16 protein-coding genes are annotated in these 19,027 nt (G+C 62.4%); 4 read left to right on the top strand and 12 right to left on the bottom strand.

What is annotated here, in order from left to right; translation table 11 throughout:
* Positions 1-46 precede the first annotated feature (46 nt).
* The 4 genes from BLV18_RS04545 to BLV18_RS04560 form a co-directional block, all read right to left on the bottom strand.
* Positions 47-1,312: an OprD family porin gene (locus tag BLV18_RS04545; protein WP_090356609.1), complete on the bottom strand. Its 1,266-nt coding sequence runs from the start codon at positions 1,310-1,312 to the stop codon at positions 47-49.
* Positions 1,313-1,638: 326 nt separating this feature from the next.
* Positions 1,639-3,093 (bottom strand): AdeC/AdeK/OprM family multidrug efflux complex outer membrane factor, encoded by a 1,455-nt coding sequence (gene adeC, locus BLV18_RS04550; protein WP_090356611.1) that lies wholly within the window; start codon positions 3,091-3,093, stop codon positions 1,639-1,641.
* Positions 3,090-6,260, bottom strand: a complete 3,171-nt coding sequence (locus tag BLV18_RS04555; RefSeq protein ID WP_090356613.1) for an efflux RND transporter permease subunit — start codon at positions 6,258-6,260, stop codon at positions 3,090-3,092. The genes adeC and BLV18_RS04555 overlap by 4 nt, the downstream gene beginning before the upstream one ends.
* 3 nt (positions 6,261-6,263) lie before the next feature.
* A complete protein-coding gene (locus BLV18_RS04560) occupies positions 6,264-7,412 on the bottom strand; it encodes an efflux RND transporter periplasmic adaptor subunit (protein ID WP_049860682.1) in 1,149 nt (382 codons plus the stop codon).
* Positions 7,413-7,669: 257 nt separating this feature from the next.
* Here BLV18_RS04560 and BLV18_RS04565 point away from each other — a divergent pair, with 257 nt between their 5' ends.
* Both BLV18_RS04565 and BLV18_RS04570 read left to right on the top strand, forming a co-directional pair.
* Complete coding sequence (locus tag BLV18_RS04565) at positions 7,670-8,302, top strand: TetR family transcriptional regulator (RefSeq protein WP_090356615.1); 633 nt, start codon at positions 7,670-7,672, stop codon at positions 8,300-8,302.
* Between the two features lie 97 nt (positions 8,303-8,399).
* Positions 8,400-9,296, top strand: coding sequence for a DMT family transporter (locus BLV18_RS04570; RefSeq protein ID WP_049860684.1), 897 nt, complete (start codon positions 8,400-8,402; stop codon positions 9,294-9,296).
* Positions 9,297-9,475: 179 nt separating this feature from the next.
* Here the strand turns inward: BLV18_RS04570 and BLV18_RS04575 are convergent, their stop codons facing one another.
* Both BLV18_RS04575 and BLV18_RS04580 read right to left on the bottom strand, forming a co-directional pair.
* On the bottom strand, positions 9,476-10,930 hold the full coding sequence (locus BLV18_RS04575; RefSeq protein WP_425272642.1) for an MDR family MFS transporter: 1,455 nt from the start codon (positions 10,928-10,930) through the stop codon (positions 9,476-9,478).
* 177 nt (positions 10,931-11,107) lie between these two features.
* On the bottom strand, positions 11,108-12,037 hold the full coding sequence (locus tag BLV18_RS04580) for an AraC family transcriptional regulator (protein ID WP_049860686.1): 930 nt from the start codon (positions 12,035-12,037) through the stop codon (positions 11,108-11,110).
* 312 nt (positions 12,038-12,349) lie between these two features.
* Between BLV18_RS04580 and BLV18_RS04585 the strand changes: the two genes are divergently transcribed.
* A complete protein-coding gene (locus BLV18_RS04585) occupies positions 12,350-12,673 on the top strand; it encodes an antibiotic biosynthesis monooxygenase family protein (RefSeq protein ID WP_049860687.1) in 324 nt (107 codons plus the stop codon).
* A 42-nt stretch (positions 12,674-12,715) separates the two neighbouring features.
* Positions 12,716-12,955: a hypothetical protein gene (locus BLV18_RS04590; RefSeq protein ID WP_090356618.1), complete on the top strand. Its 240-nt coding sequence runs from the start codon at positions 12,716-12,718 to the stop codon at positions 12,953-12,955.
* Here the strand turns inward: BLV18_RS04590 and BLV18_RS04595 are convergent.
* The 6 genes from BLV18_RS04595 to BLV18_RS04620 form a co-directional block, all read right to left on the bottom strand.
* Entirely contained in the window at positions 12,948-13,574 is a 627-nt protein-coding gene (locus BLV18_RS04595) for a flavin reductase family protein (RefSeq protein WP_049860689.1), read from the bottom strand. The two genes, BLV18_RS04590 and BLV18_RS04595, sit on opposite strands and share 8 nt — an antisense overlap.
* A 109-nt stretch (positions 13,575-13,683) precedes the next feature.
* A complete protein-coding gene (locus BLV18_RS04600) occupies positions 13,684-13,890 on the bottom strand; it encodes a hypothetical protein (RefSeq protein WP_090356620.1) in 207 nt (68 codons plus the stop codon).
* 266 nt (positions 13,891-14,156) lie between these two features.
* Positions 14,157-14,417: a hypothetical protein gene (locus tag BLV18_RS04605; protein ID WP_425272615.1), complete on the bottom strand. Its 261-nt coding sequence runs from the start codon at positions 14,415-14,417 to the stop codon at positions 14,157-14,159.
* Between the two features lie 49 nt (positions 14,418-14,466).
* Positions 14,467-15,786 (bottom strand): MFS transporter, encoded by a 1,320-nt coding sequence (locus BLV18_RS04610; protein ID WP_049860690.1) that lies wholly within the window; start codon positions 15,784-15,786, stop codon positions 14,467-14,469.
* A gap of 159 nt (positions 15,787-15,945) precedes the next feature.
* Positions 15,946-17,274 carry a sigma-54-dependent transcriptional regulator gene (locus BLV18_RS04615; RefSeq protein ID WP_090356623.1) on the bottom strand — a complete coding sequence of 443 codons (1,329 nt, stop codon included), beginning with the start codon at positions 17,272-17,274 and terminating at the stop codon, positions 15,946-15,948.
* Positions 17,271-19,025, bottom strand: coding sequence for a sensor histidine kinase (locus BLV18_RS04620; protein ID WP_090356625.1), 1,755 nt, complete (start codon positions 19,023-19,025; stop codon positions 17,271-17,273). The genes BLV18_RS04615 and BLV18_RS04620 overlap by 4 nt, the downstream gene beginning before the upstream one ends.
* Positions 19,026-19,027: the final 2 nt, after the last annotated feature.

The following is a 19,027-nucleotide window of genomic DNA, read 5'->3' on the forward strand; positions in this document are numbered from 1 at the left end:
GGAAGGCGGGCGGTAGCGCGCTGAACGCGCGCCACCGCCCCGGCGATTACAAAATGCTCAACGGGTAGCTGACGATCACGCGGTTTTCGTCGAACTCGCTGGTGCTGTAGTCGCGGCGCATGGTCGAGTTGCGCCAGCGCATGTTCAGGCTCTTGAAGGTGCCCGACTGCACGGTGTAGGCCAGCTCGGTTTCGCGCCCCCATTCCTTGCCGTCGGTGACGGTGGCGGTGTGCACGTTGTCGCCGCTGATGTAGCGGTTCATCAGGGTCAGGCCTGGAACGCCCACGCCGGCAAAGTTGAAGTCGTGGCGCAATTGCCAGGATTTTTCCTTGGCATTCTCATAGCTGGAGTTATAGCTGTCGTTAGCCAGGGTACCGCCACTGGTGCCGTTGACGCGCATCCAGCCATTGTCGCCGGTGACTTTCTGCAGGCCGACATAGAAGGTGTTGCTGCCGTACTTGACGGACAGCAGCGCCGACCAGGTCTTGTTGTCCAGATCACCGGCCCGTGCGCTGCCGTCTTCCTTGCCATGGAAGAAACCCAGGTTGGCGCCCAGGGTCCAGTCACCAATGGGCTGGCTGTGCAGGATCTGCAGGTATTGCTGCTGGTAGATGTCCTTGAGCTCGGCGTTCCACAGGCCGACCAGGGTGTTCTTGTTGTTGAAGGTGTACTCGCCACCGACGAAGTTGAAGCGATCGGAAGTGATGCCGGCACGCCCCTGCAGGAACATGTCTTCCATGCTGGCATCATTGCGCGGGCTGTTCTTGCGGAACTGGCCGCCGTACAGGGTCAGGCCATCGATTTCCTGGGAGGTGATCTGTCCGCCCTGGAAGGTCTGCGGCAGCGAGCGGCCGTCGTCCGAGCGCAGGATGGGCAGTACCGGCATCCACTCGCCGACCTTGAGCACGGTCTTGGAGATCTTGGCCTTGGCGGCCACACCCAGCCGGCCGAAGTCATCGGCCGGGTCATTGCCATCATGCACAGGCAGCAACTGCGTGCCATAGGTACCGCGGCCACCATCGAGCTTGACCGAGTACATGCCCAGCACGTCCACACCGAAGCCGACCAGGCCCTGGGTGTAGCCGGACTTGGCGTCGAGGATGAAGCTCTGGGTCCACTCCTCGGACTTGCTTTGCGGGAAGGCTGGGTTTACGTGATTGCGATTGAAATAGAAGTTGCGCAGGTTCAGACCGACCTTGGCGTCTTCCAGAAAGCCGGACTCGGCTGCGAAGGAAGGCAGGGCGGCCGTGGCAACGGTCAACGCGATCAGGTTGGGCAACAGACGGGGTGAACGATGGAAGTGCTGGCGCATGGGGTAAACCTATTGTTATTGATTTTATGATTGACGCACGCTGGAACGGGCTTTTCTGACATTTTGTTACGCGTTGCGCGGATGGTGCTTCGGGGTGAAGCACGATTCAACCGACCGCACAGGAATGCGTGCGATAACCGAACACTAACTAACTAGTTAATAACAAGTCAGTTATCTGGTCATCGGACCACTATTGCTCATGATTGAACTTTCGGCCAGTCCCGCGTGACATTTTCTTCAGCCCTTTCGCGCTGACTCACTCCTGGCAGCAGGTCACAGGCGTAAAAAAACCACCGCAAGCGGTGGTTTTTTCATGCCATCAGGGGTCAGCTCTTGGGCGCCTGCGCTGGCTGGGCCAACTGAGCCTGGCCAGTGCGCTCGTACCAGCCGCCTCCCAGCGCCTTGTACAGATTGACCTCGCTGGTCAGCTGCGACAGCCGGTCGGTGATCAGCGATTGCTGGGCACTGAACAGCGAGCGCTGGGCATCGAGGAAGGTCAGGTTGCTGTCGATACCGATACGGTAGCGACGCTCGGCCAGGCGGTAGTAATCCTGGTTGGCCTGCACCGAATCACGTTGAGCCTGCAACTGCTCGTTGTAGGTCTTGCGTGCGGCCAAGCCGTCGGACACTTCCTGGAACGCCGTCTGAATGACCTTCTCGTAGTTGGCTACGTTGATGTCTTTCTGGATCTTCGAGTAGTCCAGGCTGGCACGCAGCGCACCGGCATTGAAGATCGGCAGGCTGATGCTCGGCGAGAACAGCCAGCTGCCGGAACCGGCGTCGAACAGGCCGGACAGCTGCCGGCTCGACGTACCGGCATTGGCAGTCAGGCTGATGCTCGGGAAGAACGCCGCGCGGGCCGCGCCGATGTTGGCGTTGGCGGCCAGCAGGGCGTGCTCGGCTTCGAGAATGTCCGGGCGCCGGGTCAGCAACTGCGACGGCATGCCGGCCGGCACTTCGCTGAGCAGGTCGGCGTCCAGCCCGCGGGCTTCTGGCAGGTCGGTCGGAATGGCCGTGCCCAGCAACAGGGTCAGGTTGTTGCGATCCTGAGCCACCTGGCGCTTGTAGCGCGCCAGGCTGACACGGGCAGTTTCCACCGCCGTGCGTGCCTGGCTCAGGTCCAGGGCCGAGGACACGCCTACTTCGGTGCTGCGGCTGGTCAGCTTGAGGCTCTGCTCGAAGGCGCCCAGGGTCTCCTGGGTCAACTTCAGCAGCGCCTGGTCGGCCTGCCAGGTCAGGTAGGCGTTGGCCACGTTGGCCACCAGGCTGATCTGTGTGGAGCGACGAGCCTCCTCGGTGGACAGATAGGTCTGCAGGGCCTGTTCGCTGAGGCTGCGGATGCGCCCCCACAGGTCCAGCTCATAGGCACTCACGCCCAGCGTGACGGCGTACTGGCTGGAGATGCCCGACTCGCCAAGCTGTGACAGGTCGGCCGGTGTGCGCTGACGCGTACCGGTGCCGTCGGCATTGATGGCCGGGAACAGATCGGCACGCTGGATGCGGTACTGCGCCCGATAGGCTTCGATGTTCAGCGCCGCAACCCGCAGGTCGCGGTTGTTCTCAAGCGCTACCTGCACCAGGCGCTCGAGCGCCGGATCGGTGAAGAACTGCCGCCAGCCTTGTTCCGCCGCCGCCACTTCGGCCGCATCGGCGGGCGCGTAGGCCTCGCCCTGCGGGAACTGCTCGGCCACCGGCAGGGCAGGCTGCTTGTACTCGGGGATCATCGAGCAGCCGCCGAGCACGAAGGCGGCGACAGCGATGGATATCAGTGACTTGCTCATTGGCCAGCCTCATCGTGTGTAATGGCTTTGTCGTTGTCCTTCTCGTGTTCCTTGTCGTACTTGCTCTTGAACATCGACGACACGGCCACGTAGAACATCGGCACCCAGAAAATTGCCAGGACGGTGGCGGTGATCATACCGCCGATCACGCCGGTACCGATCGCATGTTGGCTACCCGAGCCTGCGCCGCTGGAAATCGCCAGCGGTACCACGCCGAGGATGAACGCCAGGGACGTCATGATGATTGGTCGCAGACGCATGCGGCATGCTTCGGCCGCCGCTTCCACCAGGCTCTTGCCCTGTTCGTGCAGTTCCTTGGCGAACTCGACGATCAGAATGGCGTTCTTGGCCGCCAGGCCCACCGTGACCAGCAAGCCTACCTGGAAGAACACGTCGTTGGACAACCCGCGCATGCTGGTCGCGATCAGCGCACCGATCACACCCAGCGGCACAACCAGAAGCACCGCGATCGGGATCGACCAGCTTTCATACAAGGCCGCCAGGCACAGGAACACGAACAGCAGCGAGATGGCGTACAGCGCTGGAGCCTGCGAGCCGGACAGACGCTCTTCGTATGACAGACCGGTGAACGAATAGCCCACGCCGGCAGGCAGCTTCTTGGCCAGCGCCTCGACCTCGGCCATCGCCTGACCCGAGCTGTAGCCCGGTGCCGGAGTACCGAGGATTTCCATGGCTGCGACACCGTTATAGCGCGACAGCTTGGGCGAACCGTAGATCCATTCACCGGTAGCAATCGCAGACAGCGGCACCATGGTCCCGGCGTCGTTGCGCACGTACCACTTGTTCAGGTCTTCAGGTGTCATGCGACCGAAGGCTTCGCCCTGCACGTACACCTTCTTCACCCGACCGCGGTCGATGAAGTCGTTGACGTAGCTACCACCCAGAGCGATCGATAGGGTCTGGTTGATGTTCGACAAGGTAATGCCCAGTGCACTGGCCTTCTCGTCATCCACGGTGAGCTGGTATTGCGGCTCATCGTTCAGGCCGTTGGGACGTACGCCTGCCAGAATCTTGCTCTGTGCCGCCATCCCGAGGAACTGGTTGCGCGCTTCCAGCAGTTTTTCGTGGCCGACACCGCCCTGGTCCTGCAGGTAGACGTCGAAGCCCGACGCGTTACCCAGTTCGAGTACCGAAGGAGGCACCACGGCGAACACCATGGCATCGCGGAAGCTGGCGAAGTGTTTCTGTGCCCGTTCGGCGATCTTGAACACGGTGGTCTCGGCGTCGCGCTCATCCCAGGGCTTGAGCATGACGAACGCCAGGCCCGAACTCTGGCCACGGCCAGCGAAGTTGAAGCCGTTGACGCTGAACACGGATTTGACGCCCGCGCCTTCGCCGTTTTCGCCATCGAGCAGGTAGGTGCGCATGTCGTCGATGACTTTCTGCGTCCGCTCGGCGGACGAGCCAGCCGGGGTCTGCACCTGGGCAAAGATCACGCCCTGGTCTTCATCCGGCAGGAACGCTGCCGGAATACGCATGAACAGGAAGACCATGCCAGCGAAAATCAGCAGGTACACCAGGAACGCCGGCAACTTGTGGGTCACCATGCGTTTGACGCCGTTCTCGTACTTGACCACGCTGCGGTCGAAGGTCCGGTTGAACCAGCCGAAGAAGCCGCGCTTGGGTTGGCCGTGCTTTTCCGGATCGATCGGCTTGAGCATGGTGGCGCACAGCGCCGGGGTGAAGATCAATGCGACCAGTACCGACAGGGCCATGGCCGAAACGATGGTGATGGAGAACTGCTTGTAGATCACACCCGTGGAGCCGCCGAAGAAGGCCATCGGCAGCAGTACCGCCGACAGCACCATGGCGATACCGACCAGAGCACCCTGGATCTGGTCCATGGATTTCTTGGTCGCCTCCTTGGGCGACAGATGCTCCTCTTCCATCACCCGTTCGACGTTCTCCACCACCACGATCGCATCGTCCACCAATAGCCCGATCGCCAGGATCATGCCGAACATGGTCAAGGTGTTGATGGTGAAACCGAAGGCGGCGAGGATGCCGAAAGTGCCGAGCAGTACCACCGGGACCGTCATCGTAGTGATGATGGTCGCGCGCAGGTTCTGCAGGAACAGGTACATCACCAGGAACACCAGCACGATCGCTTCGATCAGGGTGTGGACCACGCCTGTGATCGATTCGGTCACGGTCGGTGTGGTGTCATACGGGTAGACCACCTTCATCCCAGGCGGGAAAAACGGCTCCAGGTTGGACACCGTGGCACGAATGGCCTTGGCGGTGTCCAGAGCGTTGGCGCCCGTGGCCAGCTTGATCGCCATACCCGATGCCGGGCTGCCGTTGAACTGCGCGTCGATGCTGTAGTTCTGACCGCCCAGGCCAATGCGCGCGACGTCCTTGAGGCGGACCTGCGCGCCGTCGTTATCGACTTTCAGGAAGATATTGCCGAACTGCTCGGCAGTCTGCAGGCGGGTCTTGCCGATGATGGTGGCGTTGAGCTGGGTGCCGGGCAAGGCCGGCAGGCCGCCCAGCTGACCGGTCGCGATCTGCACGTTCTGCGCAGTAATCGCAGCGCTCACGTCCACCGGTGTCAGCTGGAATTTGTTGAGCTTGGCCGGATCCAGCCAGATACGCATGGCGTACTGCGAACCGAACACCTGGAAGTCACCCACACCGGAAGTCCGCGAGATCGGGTCCTGGATGTTGGAAACGATGTAGTTGGACAGGTCGTCCTTGGTCATGCTGCCATCTTCGGACACCAGACCGATCACCAGCAGGAAGTTCTTCACCGACTTGGTCACACGCAGACCTTGTTGCTGCACTTCCTGCGGCAACAGGGGCGTGGCCAGGTTGAGCTTGTTCTGCACCTGAACCTGAGCGATGTCGGGGTTGGTGCCCTGGTTGAAGGTCACGGTGATGGTCATGCTGCCATCGGAGTTACTGTCCGAGGAAACGTAACGCAGGTTGTCGATACCGTTGAGCTGCTGCTCGATGATCTGGACCACGGTGTCCTGCACGGTCTGTGCGGAAGCACCTGGGTAGGTGACCTGGATATCGATGGCGGTCGGCGCGATGGCCGGGTATTGGTTGATGGGCAACTTGAGAATTGCCAGCCCGCCCACGAGCATGATCACCAGGGCGAGCACCCAGGCGAAAATGGGGCGGTCAATAAAGAATCTGGACATCGATTACTTACCTTCGCCTGTGGCGGTGGAATCGGACTGGCCGGGCGTCAGGTTGCCCGCTTCCTTCACGGTCACGTCGGCGCCTGGCTTGACGTACTGCAGGCCCTCGGTGATGACGCGATCGCCGGCGTTCAGGCCTTTCTCGATCACCCAGAAGGCGCCGTCGGTGCGGTTGGCCACCAGCTCGCGCTGCTCGACCTTGTTGTCCTTGTTCACGATCAAGGCGGTCGGGGTGCCCTTGAGGTCACGGGTCACGCCTTGCTGCGGTGCCAGGATGGCCTCGCTGCGCACACCGGCCTGCAGCTTGGCGTGAACGAACATGCCCGGCAGCAGCACGTGCTCGGGGTTGGGGAACACGGCGCGCAGGGTCACCGATCCGGTGGCCTGGTCGACTGACACCTCGGAGAACTCCAGCTTGCCGGTCTGGCTGTATTCGCTGCCGTCTTCCAGGGTCAGTTTCACCGACGCGGCATTGTCGCCGGCCTTCTGCAACTTGCCGCTGTCCAGGTCGCGACGCAACCGGAGCATTTCGGCGGACGACTGGGTCACGTCGACATAGATCGGGTCCAGCTGCTGGATGGTGGCCATGGCGTTGGTCTGGCCGTTGGTCACCAGGGCACCTTCGGTCACGTCGGAGCGACCGATGCGGCCCGAGATCGGCGCCAGCACCTTGGTGTAGCGCAAGTCGATCTGCGCGCTCTTGACCGAGGCTTCGGCTTGCAGCTGCTGCGAGCGGGCGTTGTCGTACTCCTGGCGGCTGACGGCTTGCTCGTCGATCAACTGCTTGTAGCGTCCGGCCAGCGACTTGGCCGATTCCAGGGTCGCCTGGGAGCTGCCCAGCGTGGCCTCGTACACCGACGGGTCGATCTGGTAGAGCTGCTGCCCGGCCTTGACCTCGGTACCTTCCTTGAACAGACGCTTGAGGATGATCCCGTTGACCTGCGGCCGGACTTCGGCCACGCGGTACGCGGTGGTCCGGCCCGGCAGTTCGCTGGTCAGGGTGTAGGGTTGGGCTTTCAAGGTAACCACGCCGACCTGAGGAGCCTGCTGAGCCTGCTGCGGGGCTGCTTCTTCCTTTTTGTCACAGCCGCTGAGCAGGGTTGCCAGGGCGACGGCGGATACCAGAGCGGTAACAACTGGCTTGAATTGCATGAAGATCCTCGGGTCGTGAGCGCGTGGGAGGGCTCAAGAATAGTGGAAGGTTGAAAAAATGTTACGACTGGATTAATAGCTTACTAACGAATATACTTACATTCGTGGTTGTTTGTAAACAACTTGATGGCCTGATGCCCGCGACGAGGCGGCGCACCATCGACATTCGGGACAAGCCCCGCACAAAAGGGATTCCCGGCCTGAGCACGCGCCGCGTATCGCATGGCCCGTGCATTGAAGATTGAGGTTCTACTGCCATGGTTCGCCGTACCAAAGAGGAAGCCCAGGAAACCCGAAGCCAGATTCTCGAGGCCGCCGAACAGGCTTTCTACGAGCGCGGTGTGGCTCGCACGACCTTGGCCGACATCGCAACCCTGGCCGGGGTGACGCGCGGCGCCATCTATTGGCACTTCAGCAACAAGGCCGATCTGGTCCAGGCCATGCTCGACAGCCTGCAGGAACCGCTCGAGGAATTGGCCCAGGCCAGCGAAAGCGAGGATGAGCCCGATCCACTGGGTTGCATGCGCAAGCTGCTGATCCGCCTGTTCCAGCAGATCGCCGTGGACCCCAAGACCCGCCGTCTCAACGAAATTCTGCATCATAAGTGCGAGTTCACCGATGAAATGTGTGACATGCGTCGCCAACGTCAGACGGTCAGCATCGACTGCAATGTGCGCATCGAACGCTCGCTGAGAAATGCGGTGAACCGCGAACAGCTGCCGCGTGACCTGGATACCGTCAGGGCCGCCATCGCCTTGCACGCCTATATAGATGGCATGATCGGTCAATGGTTGCTGGTCCCTGACAGTTTCGACCTTTTCCAGGAGGCCGAGCGTTGGGTGGACCTGAGCCTGCAAACGCTGAGCCTGACGCCGGCGTTGCGCAAATAAAGTTGTGAATCAAGTTGTAACACTGCCCCCGCTCGCGCCATCATCGACCTTACCCGCCCGGTCGGTACCCTTTCATCATCCTGTTGCGAGCGTGTGAATGAGCGTGCAAAACCCGTTGCTTACTGGGGCCAGCCAGCCGCTGCGCGGTATCGCGCTGATCTGTCTGGCGACGTTGCTGTTCGCCAGCCACGACGCCTTGTCCAAGTACCTCTCCGGGTTTTTTCCCATCGTCGTGGTGGTGTGGGCGCGCTATGTGGTGCACACCCTGTTGATGCTGGCCATCTTCGTGCCGCAGACCGGTTTGTCCACGGTCATCCGCACCAAGCGACCCGGATTGCAGCTGCTGCGAGCGCTGTGCCTGATCGCCACCAGCCTGTTCTTCACCACCAGCCTGCGTTACATACCGTTGGCCGAGGCCACCGCGGTGAACTTCCTGGCGCCATTGCTGGTGACGGCGCTGTCGGTGCCGCTGCTCAAGGAAGTCGTCACCCGCGCGCAGTGGGCGGCGGTCATCACGGGCTTCATCGGTGTACTCATCGTCATCAGGCCCGGCGGTGCCTTGTTCACCCCGGCCATCATCCTGCCGCTGATTTCCGCGTTCTTCTTCGGTCTGTACCAGCTGCTCACGCGCAAGCTCAGCGGCATCGACAGCCCGACCACTAGCAACTTTCTTGCCGGTATCTTCAACACCCTGATCATGAGCGCGGTGCTGCCGTTCTTCTGGCAAGCACCGGGCTGGATCGATGCCTTGTTCATGGTGGGGCTGGGCACCTGCGGCATGTTGGGGCATCTGCTGCTGACCCAGGCCTTCCGCCATGCCGCGCCGGCGTTGCTGGCGCCGTTCAGCTACGGGCAGATCCTGTTTGCCGGCATGTATGGTTACCTGATCTTCGACCACACCCCGGATATCTTCGGGGTGGTGGGCATCAGCGTCATCTGCCTCAGTGGCCTGGCCGTGGCCTGGGCCCAACGCAAGAAGCGACCGGCTGTTTGAGCAGGCCCCTTCGCGGGTAGAGCCCGCTCCCACAGATCAAGCAACTTCGCTCCACCCCTTGTGGGAGCGGGTTCTACCCGCGAAGAGGCCAGACCTGCCCCCCATACAAGCTACTTCTCCCACTCCCTTGTGGGAGCGGGTTCTACCCGCGAAGGGGCCGGACCTGCTTAGCACACACGTCACTTCTCCCCATGCCCACGGCCACGCAGTTCCAGATTGGGCAGCGCCAGTGCCACGGCCAGTCCCAGCAGCGAAATACCGGCACTGGCCCACAGCAGGTGTTGAAAGGTCTGCCCCAGTTCCAGACGCAAGGCGTCCCGTGCCGGGCCTGCCGCCGCATTGAGCCCGGTCAGCAGCACATTGTCGCCCATCGCTTCGAGGCCGTGACCGCCCAAGGCACTGTCCGCCAACTGCACGCCATGCAACATGGCCAGGAGCAGGGCCGACAGGCAGGCCACCCCAACCGCGCCCCCCAGCGAGCGAAATAATGCCAGGGTGCTGGTCGCCACACCAATGTCCCTGGCCTGCACCGAGTTCTGCGCGCCCACCAGCGACGTGGGAAACTGCAGACCACAGGCAAAGCCGGTCAACAACATGAAGCCCACGCTGAGCAGCAGGTTGTCCGGCGGGCTGAACGACATGCCCACAATTCCCAGCGGAGCGAGCAAGGCCCCAGTCAGGATGATCGGTTTGTAGCGCCCGGTCTGTGAAGTCCGACGCCCGCCCAGGAACGCGCCAATCGGCAGGCCCAGCGCCAGCGGCAGCAGGTACAGCGCCGCCGCATCGGCCCCGGCCCCGGTAACGGTCTGGAAACGCAGGGGCATCATCACGCTCAGGCCAATGGCCTGAAAACTGGTGAAAAACACCGAGCACCAGCACAGCACCGCCGCTGGAATGGCGAACAGGTGCAGCGGCAGTAGAGGCTCGCGAAAGCGTCGCTCATGCCAGACGAAACCCAGCAGTGCCACCACGGCCACCACCAGCAGGCCCCACACCTGCGTGTCGCCCAGCCCATGGCCCTGGCCGATGCGGGTGATGCTCATCAGCAAGGTACTCAAACCGATGATCATCAGCACCGTGCCCAGGTAGTCGATGATCGGCGTGCGCTGCGGAATCGGCAGCCCCGCCAATTTGCGGTTGGCGTACCAACAGGCGAATGCGCCCATCGGCAGGTTGATCAAAAACACCCAGCGCCACGACAGGTACTGGGTCATGTAGCCGCCCAGCACCGGCCCCAACACACTGGCCGCGGCGTACATACTGCTGAAATACCCTTGGTAGCGACCGCGCTCGCGGGGCGGCACCACGTCACCGATGATTGCCTGGCTGACCGATATCATGCCGCCAGCACCCACCCCTTGCAGCAGGCGCGCCAGCACCAGCTGCTCCATGCTCTGCGCCATGCCGCAGAACAGCGACGCGACGGTGAACAGTCCGGTGCCGATGAGGATCATTCGCCGACGGCCATACAGGTCGCCCAGCTTGCCGTAGATCGGCGTGGCCACGGTCATGGCCACCATGTAGCCGGAAATCACCCAGGCTAGCCGGTCGACGTCGTTGAACTGCGCGGAGATGGCCGGCATCGAGACCGCAACGATGGTCTGATCCAGGGCGCCGAGAAAAATGGCCAGCATCAAGGCCACCAGAATGCTCTTGATGGCCGGCGGGGAATGGCTGAGATCGGTCACAGGTAGGCCTGTAGGGAAACGCCGAGACCAGATGGCCGCGGGCCGTGGCTTCGAGTGTACTGGATAGCTAGCTATCGGTTCTATCGGTGACCCAGTGTTTTTTCCAGGTCTGTCTGCTCGGCCCTACAGACTGATCCGCAGCCGTGCCAGATCGCGCACCGGCGGCGCGCCGAAATGGCGGCTGTATTCGCGGCTGAACTGGGAAGGGCTTTCGTAACCCACTCGATACCCGGCCGCCGAGGCGTCGAGGTCTTCGCTGAGCATCAGCCGGCGCGCCTCCTGCAAACGAAGCTGTTTCTGATATTGCAGCGGGCTCATGGACGTCACCGCCTTGAAGCGGTGGTGCAGGGTGGACACGCTCAGGTTGACTTCCCGGGCCAGGTCTTCGATGCGCAGACTGCGATGGAAATGCCGGTTGATCCAGGCGATGGCTTGGCTCACGCGATGGGTCTGACTGTGCGCCACCGCGATTTCGTACAGTCGATGACCTTGTTGCCCGCCCAACAGACGGTAGAGGATTTCCCGCCGCACCAGGGGTGCCAGCACGGCAATGTCCCGTGGAGTCTCAAGCAGCCGGACCAGGCGCAGCACGGCATCCAGAAAGGCCGTGTCCATTCGCTCCACGTACAGGCCGCGCTGGGTCGAGCGCGTGGGCACACCCAACGGTCCGGCGTCGGCGATCACTGCGTTGATTTCCTCGGGGTCGATGTCCAGCCGCAGCGACAGGCTGGGATCGTGCGGGGTGGCATCGAGGATCCGTCCCGAGACCGGCATGGCCACCGACACCACCAGAAAATTCAACGGATCGTAGACATAGCGCTCATCGCCCAGGCGCACTTCCTTGCTGCCATTGGCAAGAATGCACAGCGCCGGTTGGACCAGGGCCGGGAATGACTGCACGCATTCCTCATAACGTACCAGGCGCAGGCCGCTGATCGCGGTGCCATGGTCGCCTGGCGTCTGGGCGCCGCGCGCGATGCGCTCGGCCAGTTCGCGACGGCTGTGTTCCAGAGCAGGATCCAGCGGTAACAAAGCAGGGGCGGAGAGGGTCATGCGGGCTCCAGGATCTGTACATCACATGAGACGAGGATAATCCGCGCTTAATGCCAGAGGTAGACGATAGCTGCCGGATGTTTGCCCAATCCTGCGAACTTGCGTCAGGGCCTTGTGCATACCGCAGCAGGCAGTATCGGCGGGCACGTCTGAAAGCGCCCAAAATAAGCCATACCGGTTGAACGAAGCTGCAACCCGGCAGGATCGGGCAAGACCTTGACAGGAAACGGCTAACCCCTGCGGTCCGGGGTTGCGTAACGTTGTCGCTGCAACTGTGTTCACCGCAGAACGTTCAATCAGGGAGAGTCGAGCATGAACTCATTTTCTACCGTCAGTCATTGTGCCCTGGTCACCGCCCGGCCAGGTGATTCGGAGCGGGTCGGGCTGGGTTTGTCGGCGCTGGTACGGCCCGCGCTGGCCATGCCTGGCTGTCTGCACTTTGCGGTTCAGCGCAGTCACGGCGACGAGCGACTGTGGCAGGTGGCTGGCGTTTGGCGCGATCAGGCCGCAATGACCGCCTGGCTCAACTCGCCGGGCATGCAGGTGTTCTCCGATCTGGTCCACGGCCTGCTGGTGACCAGCCTCGACCTGCACACCTTCGGTGACGCGGCGCTCGAACATGCCAGTGCGGCCTGAGCCGCGTACAATCGCGGCTTTTCCATCGGCCCGAGGTACGTCATGGCACGCAAGGTATTCGAACATCACGAAGCGGTTTCGGCAGTAGTGCCGGAGGCGGGCAGTTACCGCGCCGCCATTGCCATCAAGGCGCTGGAGGGCGGCGGCGCCCCGCGTTTCCACAAGGTGCTCGATGGCCAGTCGTTCGCCACCGCCCACGAGGCCGATAGCGCTGCCGCCGAGGTCTTGTCGACACTGGCCCATGTCGACGAAGAGGGCGAACCGGTGTTTACGCCTATTTGACCTGTGGCCGGTGCATCTGGAACAGCGCCTGCGGACCGATCTCGAAGTAATCGGCCGGGCCGCCGCCACGCAGGATCGGGCCGGCCGCTGCGGTGTCGTAGATGCCGTCCTTGAGCAGTGACTTGGCAATGTGCACCGCCACCACCTCACCCAGAATCAACCAGGTGGGCACCTCTTGCTGATCGGCGCCCTTGAGTTGAATGATCTGAGTGACCTTGCATTCGAATGACACCGGCGCTTCGAGCACCCGCGGCACGCTGACGATTTTCGAAGGCGCGTGCTGCAAACCGCTGAGTTCGAACTCGTCGACTTCGGGACCCACCGCCGCGCAGCTCTGGTTCATCTGCTCGGCCAGGGCGCGAGTCGACAGATTCCAGACGAATTCGCCGGTCTGTTCGATGTTGTTCAGGCTGTCCTTGCGTCCCACACTGGCGAAGCCAATGATCGGCGGCGTGTAGTTGAAGGCGTTGAAGAAGCTGTAGGGCGCCAGGTTCAGACGACCTTCGCGGTCCTGGGAAGAGATCCAGCCGATCGGCCGCGGGCCGACGATGGCGTTGAACGGGTCGTGGGGCAAACCATGGCCCTTGGCGGGTTCGTAGTAGTAGGTGTCATCCGACATCGGGGGCAGTCCTCAGCGTTCAAGTGCCCCCAGTGTGCGTTGCCGTGGGTATCAGTGCAATGAACGGTCGACAGATGCGCAATGTGCATCGTGTAACCCCAGCAGCAGGTCAGTTGTGCATTAGCGCAAGGGCAGCAGCGGCTGCGAAGACGAAGGTGGCGGTTGCAGCGCCCATCGCGAACGAGAATATGGCAGGGCAAGTGGAAGCGGGCGCCGATTCCGCCTGGCGCATTTCTTCGGTGAAGGCTGCAACCTCATTGTGAAGCTGTTCGAACTGTCGGCGTTGAATGCAGGCATTCTTGAGGGACGTAGACATGTCTGATTATCCTGTCGGGCGGACTTCGTCTGCTATGCAAACTCTGTATCAAATGTGCCCCCGCTAGCCTTGAAAAACAAGCTGCGTCGGCATGGAATGCACTCTGGCAAATACCTCACCGTTCCTGTAGCCGCGGCGCGAGTCGCGTCGGCGGTAGATACAGAAGTGTAGATGCACCGCGTTGATTCCGGACGCGGCTTGCACCGCTGCTACAGGGACGTGCGGTATCAGTTGCAGCAGATGTCTGGTGCCGCGGCGAAAGAGCTTCAAATGGCGAAAAAACGGATCAGCAAGGTAAAGGTTGCCACAATCGCTGTAGCCAGCGCAGCACCTACGGCGAAGGGATACCATTCTGATTCTCGCCTGAACTTCAAAGCTTCAGCATTCAATTTGCGGCTTTCGGCCATGAATTTTCGTATCTCGACATTCAGCTTTTCCAGCTCCAACGTCTCACGTCGGTGATCAGACATTCTGATGCTTCCTTTCGAAATGGAATCGCGCTCCGTGCGCTGGTGATAAATGCTCATGCCTTGACCGATGATGACACTGCCCGGCTTTCGCCGGGCGTGCCTGGCTTCAGTCCGTTTCGATCCGCGAGTGCTTCTGGGTGTCCTTCATGAACACGTACACCAGCAGCGAGCAGGCGATGCAGGCGGTCACGTACCAGTAGTAGCCGGTTTCCATGCCGATCTGCTTGAACCACAGCGCGATCAGTTCGGCGGTGCCGCCGAAGACCGATACGGTCAGTGCGTAGGGCAGGCCGACGCCCAGGGCGCGGATCTCGGTGGGGAACAGCTCAGCCTTGACCACTGCGTTGATGGAGGTGTATCCGCTGACGATGATCAGCGCCGCCATGATCAGGAAGAACGCGCCCCACCAGGTTTCAATGGTGTGCAGGGTGGTCAGGATGGGGACGGTGCACAGGGTGCCCAGTACGCCGAAGGCGATCAGGATCGGGCGGCGTCCGACCTTGTCGGAAAGGGCGCCGATGACCGGTTGCAGGCACATGAACAGGAACAACGTGGCGGCCGAGATGGCCGTCGAGTCGGCCTTGCTGAAGCCTACCGTGTTGACCAGGTACTTCTGCATGTAGGTGGTGTAGGTGTAGAACGCCAGCGTACCGCCCATGGTCAGGCCGACCACGGTCAGCAGTTCCTTGGGGTGGCGCAACAGGGTGCGCATCGTGCTTTCCTTGGAGACCTTTTTCTGGGTGAAGGATTCGGTCTCTTCCATACCGCGACGCAGCCACAAAGCAACCACGGCGCACAGTGCACCGATCACGAAGGGTACGCGCCAGCCCCAGCTCAGCAGCTGTTCTTCGGTGAGCGTCTGTTGCAGCACGATCAGCACCGCCAGCGCGATCAACTGACCGGAGATCAGGGTGACGTACTGGAAACTGGAAAAGAAACCACGCCGCTCGCGGGTGGCCATCTCGCTCAGGTAGGTGGCGGAGGTGCCGTACTCACCGCCTACCGAGAGGCCCTGCATCAGCCGCGCGAGGACCAGCAGCACCGGCGCCCAGATGCCGATGGTTTCGTAGCCCGGTGTCAGGGCGATCACCAGCGAGCCGAAGCACATCAGCAGGACCGAGGCCATCAGCGCCGCCTTGCGGCCTTTGCGGTCGGCATACAGGCCCATCAGCCAGCCGCCGATGGGGCGCATCAGAAACCCGACGGCGAAGATCGCGGCAGTGTTCAGCAACTGGGCGTTAAGACTGTCCTTGGGGAAGAACACTTGGGCGAAGTACAGGGAGAATGCGGCGTAGACGTACCAGTCATACCATTCGACCATGTTGCCGACCGAACCGCTGAAGATCGATTTGACCCGGCTGGCGGTGGTGCGAGGCGGGGCGGATGCAGCACTTGCCCCGGCGGGCAGGGTGTTTGAGTTATCCATGATGGAACCTTCTCGTTATTGTTGGCAGCACGTTGAGTCGCGCTTGCCAAGGCAATAGCAGAAGCCGTGCCAGCCTGCGAAGCCCAGGTTTTGCGGGGGCTTATGCACAAAGTAGGCGGATTCTTGCTGAAACGAGAAGGGTGATAAGCGGATTTTTGCCTACTCGCGAAAGTCTTCACGCGCCAGTCCGTGACGCTGCATCTTTTCGTTCAAGGTCCGCCGGGGCACTTGCAGGGCTTGCATCACCGCTTTGATGTCACCCCGATGAAGGGCGAGCGCCGCACGCAGGCATTGCGCTTCGAACGCTTCCTGCTGCGCCGCCAACGACAGCCCGCCGCCGGATGTTTCCAGGGCAGGCGCGGCCAGCCCCAGCACGTGGCGTTCGGCGGCGTTGGCCAGCTCGCGGACATTGCCGGGCCAATCGTGGCTGAGCAACTGACTCAGTTGCGTCGAGTTCACCACCGGTACCGGGCGTCCCAGGCGCTTTGCGGTGGCCGCCGTGAAGTGATCGAACAGGCACAGGATGTCTTCACGCCGCTCGCGCAGCGGTGGCAGGCGCAGTTCGGCGACATTCAGCCGATAGGCCAGGTCTTCGCGAAACAGCCCGGCCCGGGCCTGCTCCAGCAGATCGGGCTTGCTGGCCGCGACCAGGCGCAGGTCCACCGCGATGCTCTGGTTGGAGCCCAGGCGTTCGAGCTTCTGCTCCTGCAGCACGCGCAGCAGCTTGGCTTGCTGGGCCATGGGCAGGCTTTCGATCTCGTCGAGAAACAACGTTCCGCCGTGGGCATATTCCAGCTTGCCGATGCGTTTGCCCTGCGCACCGGTGAAGGCGCCGCTTTCATGACCGAACAGTTCGGCCTCGAACAACGCCTCGGGAATGGCCGCGCAGTTGAGTGCCACGAACGGCTTTCCGGCGCGCGGACCGAAATCGTGCAGGCAGCGTGCGACCAACTCCTTGCCGCTGCCGGTCTCGCCGCGGATCACCACATTGACCGGCAGAGAAGCCAGGTCCAGCACCTGCCGACGCAGTTGGGCAATGGCGGGCGCCGCGCCGAGCAGGGTCGCCTGCAATTGCTCGCTGAAGTCGGCGCGGTTGTGCAGACGGCGGTTTTCCAGGACCAGCCGACGCTTGTCCTGGGCACGCCGCAGGCTGCTCAGCAGGCTTTCCGGGCTGAAAGGCTTTTCGAGAAAGTCGTAGGCACCATCGCGCATGGCCTGCACTGCCATCGGTACGTCACCGTGGCCGGTCAAGAGGATCACCGGCAATTCGGGATCGCGTGCCTGCAGTTGCGCCAGCAGACCAAGCCCGCCCATGCCCGGCATGCGCACATCGCTGAGGATCACGCCGGGGAAATTCTCTGGCAGCTGGGCCAGGCATTCTTCGGCCTGGCTGAAACGCTGCACCGAAAAGCCACTGAGGCCCAACCATTGTTCGACGGCGTCACGAATGCTCGCTTCGTCGTCGATGACCATCACTTGATTGCTCATGCAGGCTCCTTGTCGAGGGGCAGGGCGAGGGTGAAGCGAGCGCCACGCTCCAGGTTTTCCGCGCTCAGCTGACCATCGTGTTCATGGGCGATCGCCAGCGAGACCGCCAGCCCCAGGCCAAGCCCTTCGCCGATCGGCTTGGTGGTGAAAAACGGATCGAACAAATGCTCGATGTGTTCACTGGCAATGCCGCTGCCACTGTCGGCGATGCCTAGATGCCAGTGTTCGCCGTGAATCTGCAGGGTGATGTGCAAGTCCTTGGCCGGCTCGCTGCTCATGGCGTCCAGCGCATTGCGCAACAGGTTGATCATCACCTGTTCCAGGCGAATGGCGTCGCCGCGCACGTAGGCAGGCCGACTGACCTGCAGATGCAGGCGGACCCCGGCTGCCTGCAGAGGCGTTTCCAGCAACTGCAGGGCCTGATCCAGCACCCGCGCCAGATCGAGTCGTTCGCGTACGCCGGCCGGGCTCTTGCGGGCGAAGGTTTTCAAGTGTGTGGTCAGCGCCGCCATGCGTGTCAGCATCTGCTCCAGCGGCGCCAGCGCCTGGCGCGCCGCATCGATGCGGTCCTGATCGAGGAGCAGCCGCAGGCTTGCCAGCTGCATGCGCTGGGCCGTCAGCGGTTGGCTGATCTCGTGGGCCAACGCAGCCGACATCTGGCCCAGGGCGGCCAGCTTCGCCGCCTGAACCAGACCTTCCTGGGCGTCGCGCAATTCGCGGGTGCGTGCTCGTACCAGCGACTCCAGTTGCTCGCGCCCGCGCTGGCGCAGGGCGGCCAGACGACGGCGCTGGTTCAGCCACAAGCCACCGAAGACCAGGCTCAGCCACACGCCCACCGCTGCCAGCGCGGCATTGCGGCTGTCCTCGTTGCCCGCGACGGGTGGCTTGAGCAGGTGCAAGGTCCAGCCTTCACTGGCCATCGGCAACGATGCCCACAGATAGTCGGCTGTGCCCTGTGGGCCGTTGACCCGTACTTGCCTGGCTGCGGCGTCGAGCGTGTCCAGCACCTGGTAATCCAGCGGCTGCACGGCTTGATCATGATACTGGCGAGTGCGCTGCAACTCAGCGCGGTCGGCATCGCTCAAGGCGTGCAGCGTGCGATAGCGCCAGCCCGGCCGATTGGCGATGAACACCACGCCCCGTGCATCGCTGACCAGCAGGGTGTCAGGCCCCTGCGCCCATTCCTGTTCCAGCTCGGGCAGTTCCAGCTTGACCACCATGGCACCGAGAAAACCGTCCCGAGCGTCCTTGATGGCGCTGGACAGGAAATAGCCGGGGATACCGCTGGTCACGCCCACGGCATAGAAACGCCCGCTGCCTTGGCTGACCGACTGGCTGAAATAAGGCCGGAACGCATAGTTGTGACCCACATAGCTGGTGGGCAGGCGCCAGTTGCTGGCGGCCACCGCCAGACCTGCGTGATCGAGCAGTTCCAGAGTCGAGGAGCGAGCTGCCGCGTTGATGCGCTCCAGCTTGCGGTTCAGCACATCCTGGGTGGCCGCGTCGATCGGCCCCTGCAACGCCTGCCGCAGTTGCGGATCCAGCGCCAGCACGGCGGGCAGGGTGCGGTAGCGCTCGATCAGCGTGTGCAGGCTGTTGGCGTACAGTGCCAGCTGGCCATTGCTGCGCGACGCCTCTTCGTTCTGGGCCAGTCGCTGGGCATGGCCGCTGGCCCAGACGGCGGACAGCACCGCGCCGGCCACGATGGCCAGCACAATGGCGGTCAGGCGCAGGGCACGGGAGTCGATCACGG

Origin of the sequence: Pseudomonas coleopterorum, from assembly GCF_900105555.1 — a bacterium.
Taxonomy (GTDB): domain Bacteria; phylum Pseudomonadota; class Gammaproteobacteria; order Pseudomonadales; family Pseudomonadaceae; genus Aquipseudomonas; species Aquipseudomonas coleopterorum.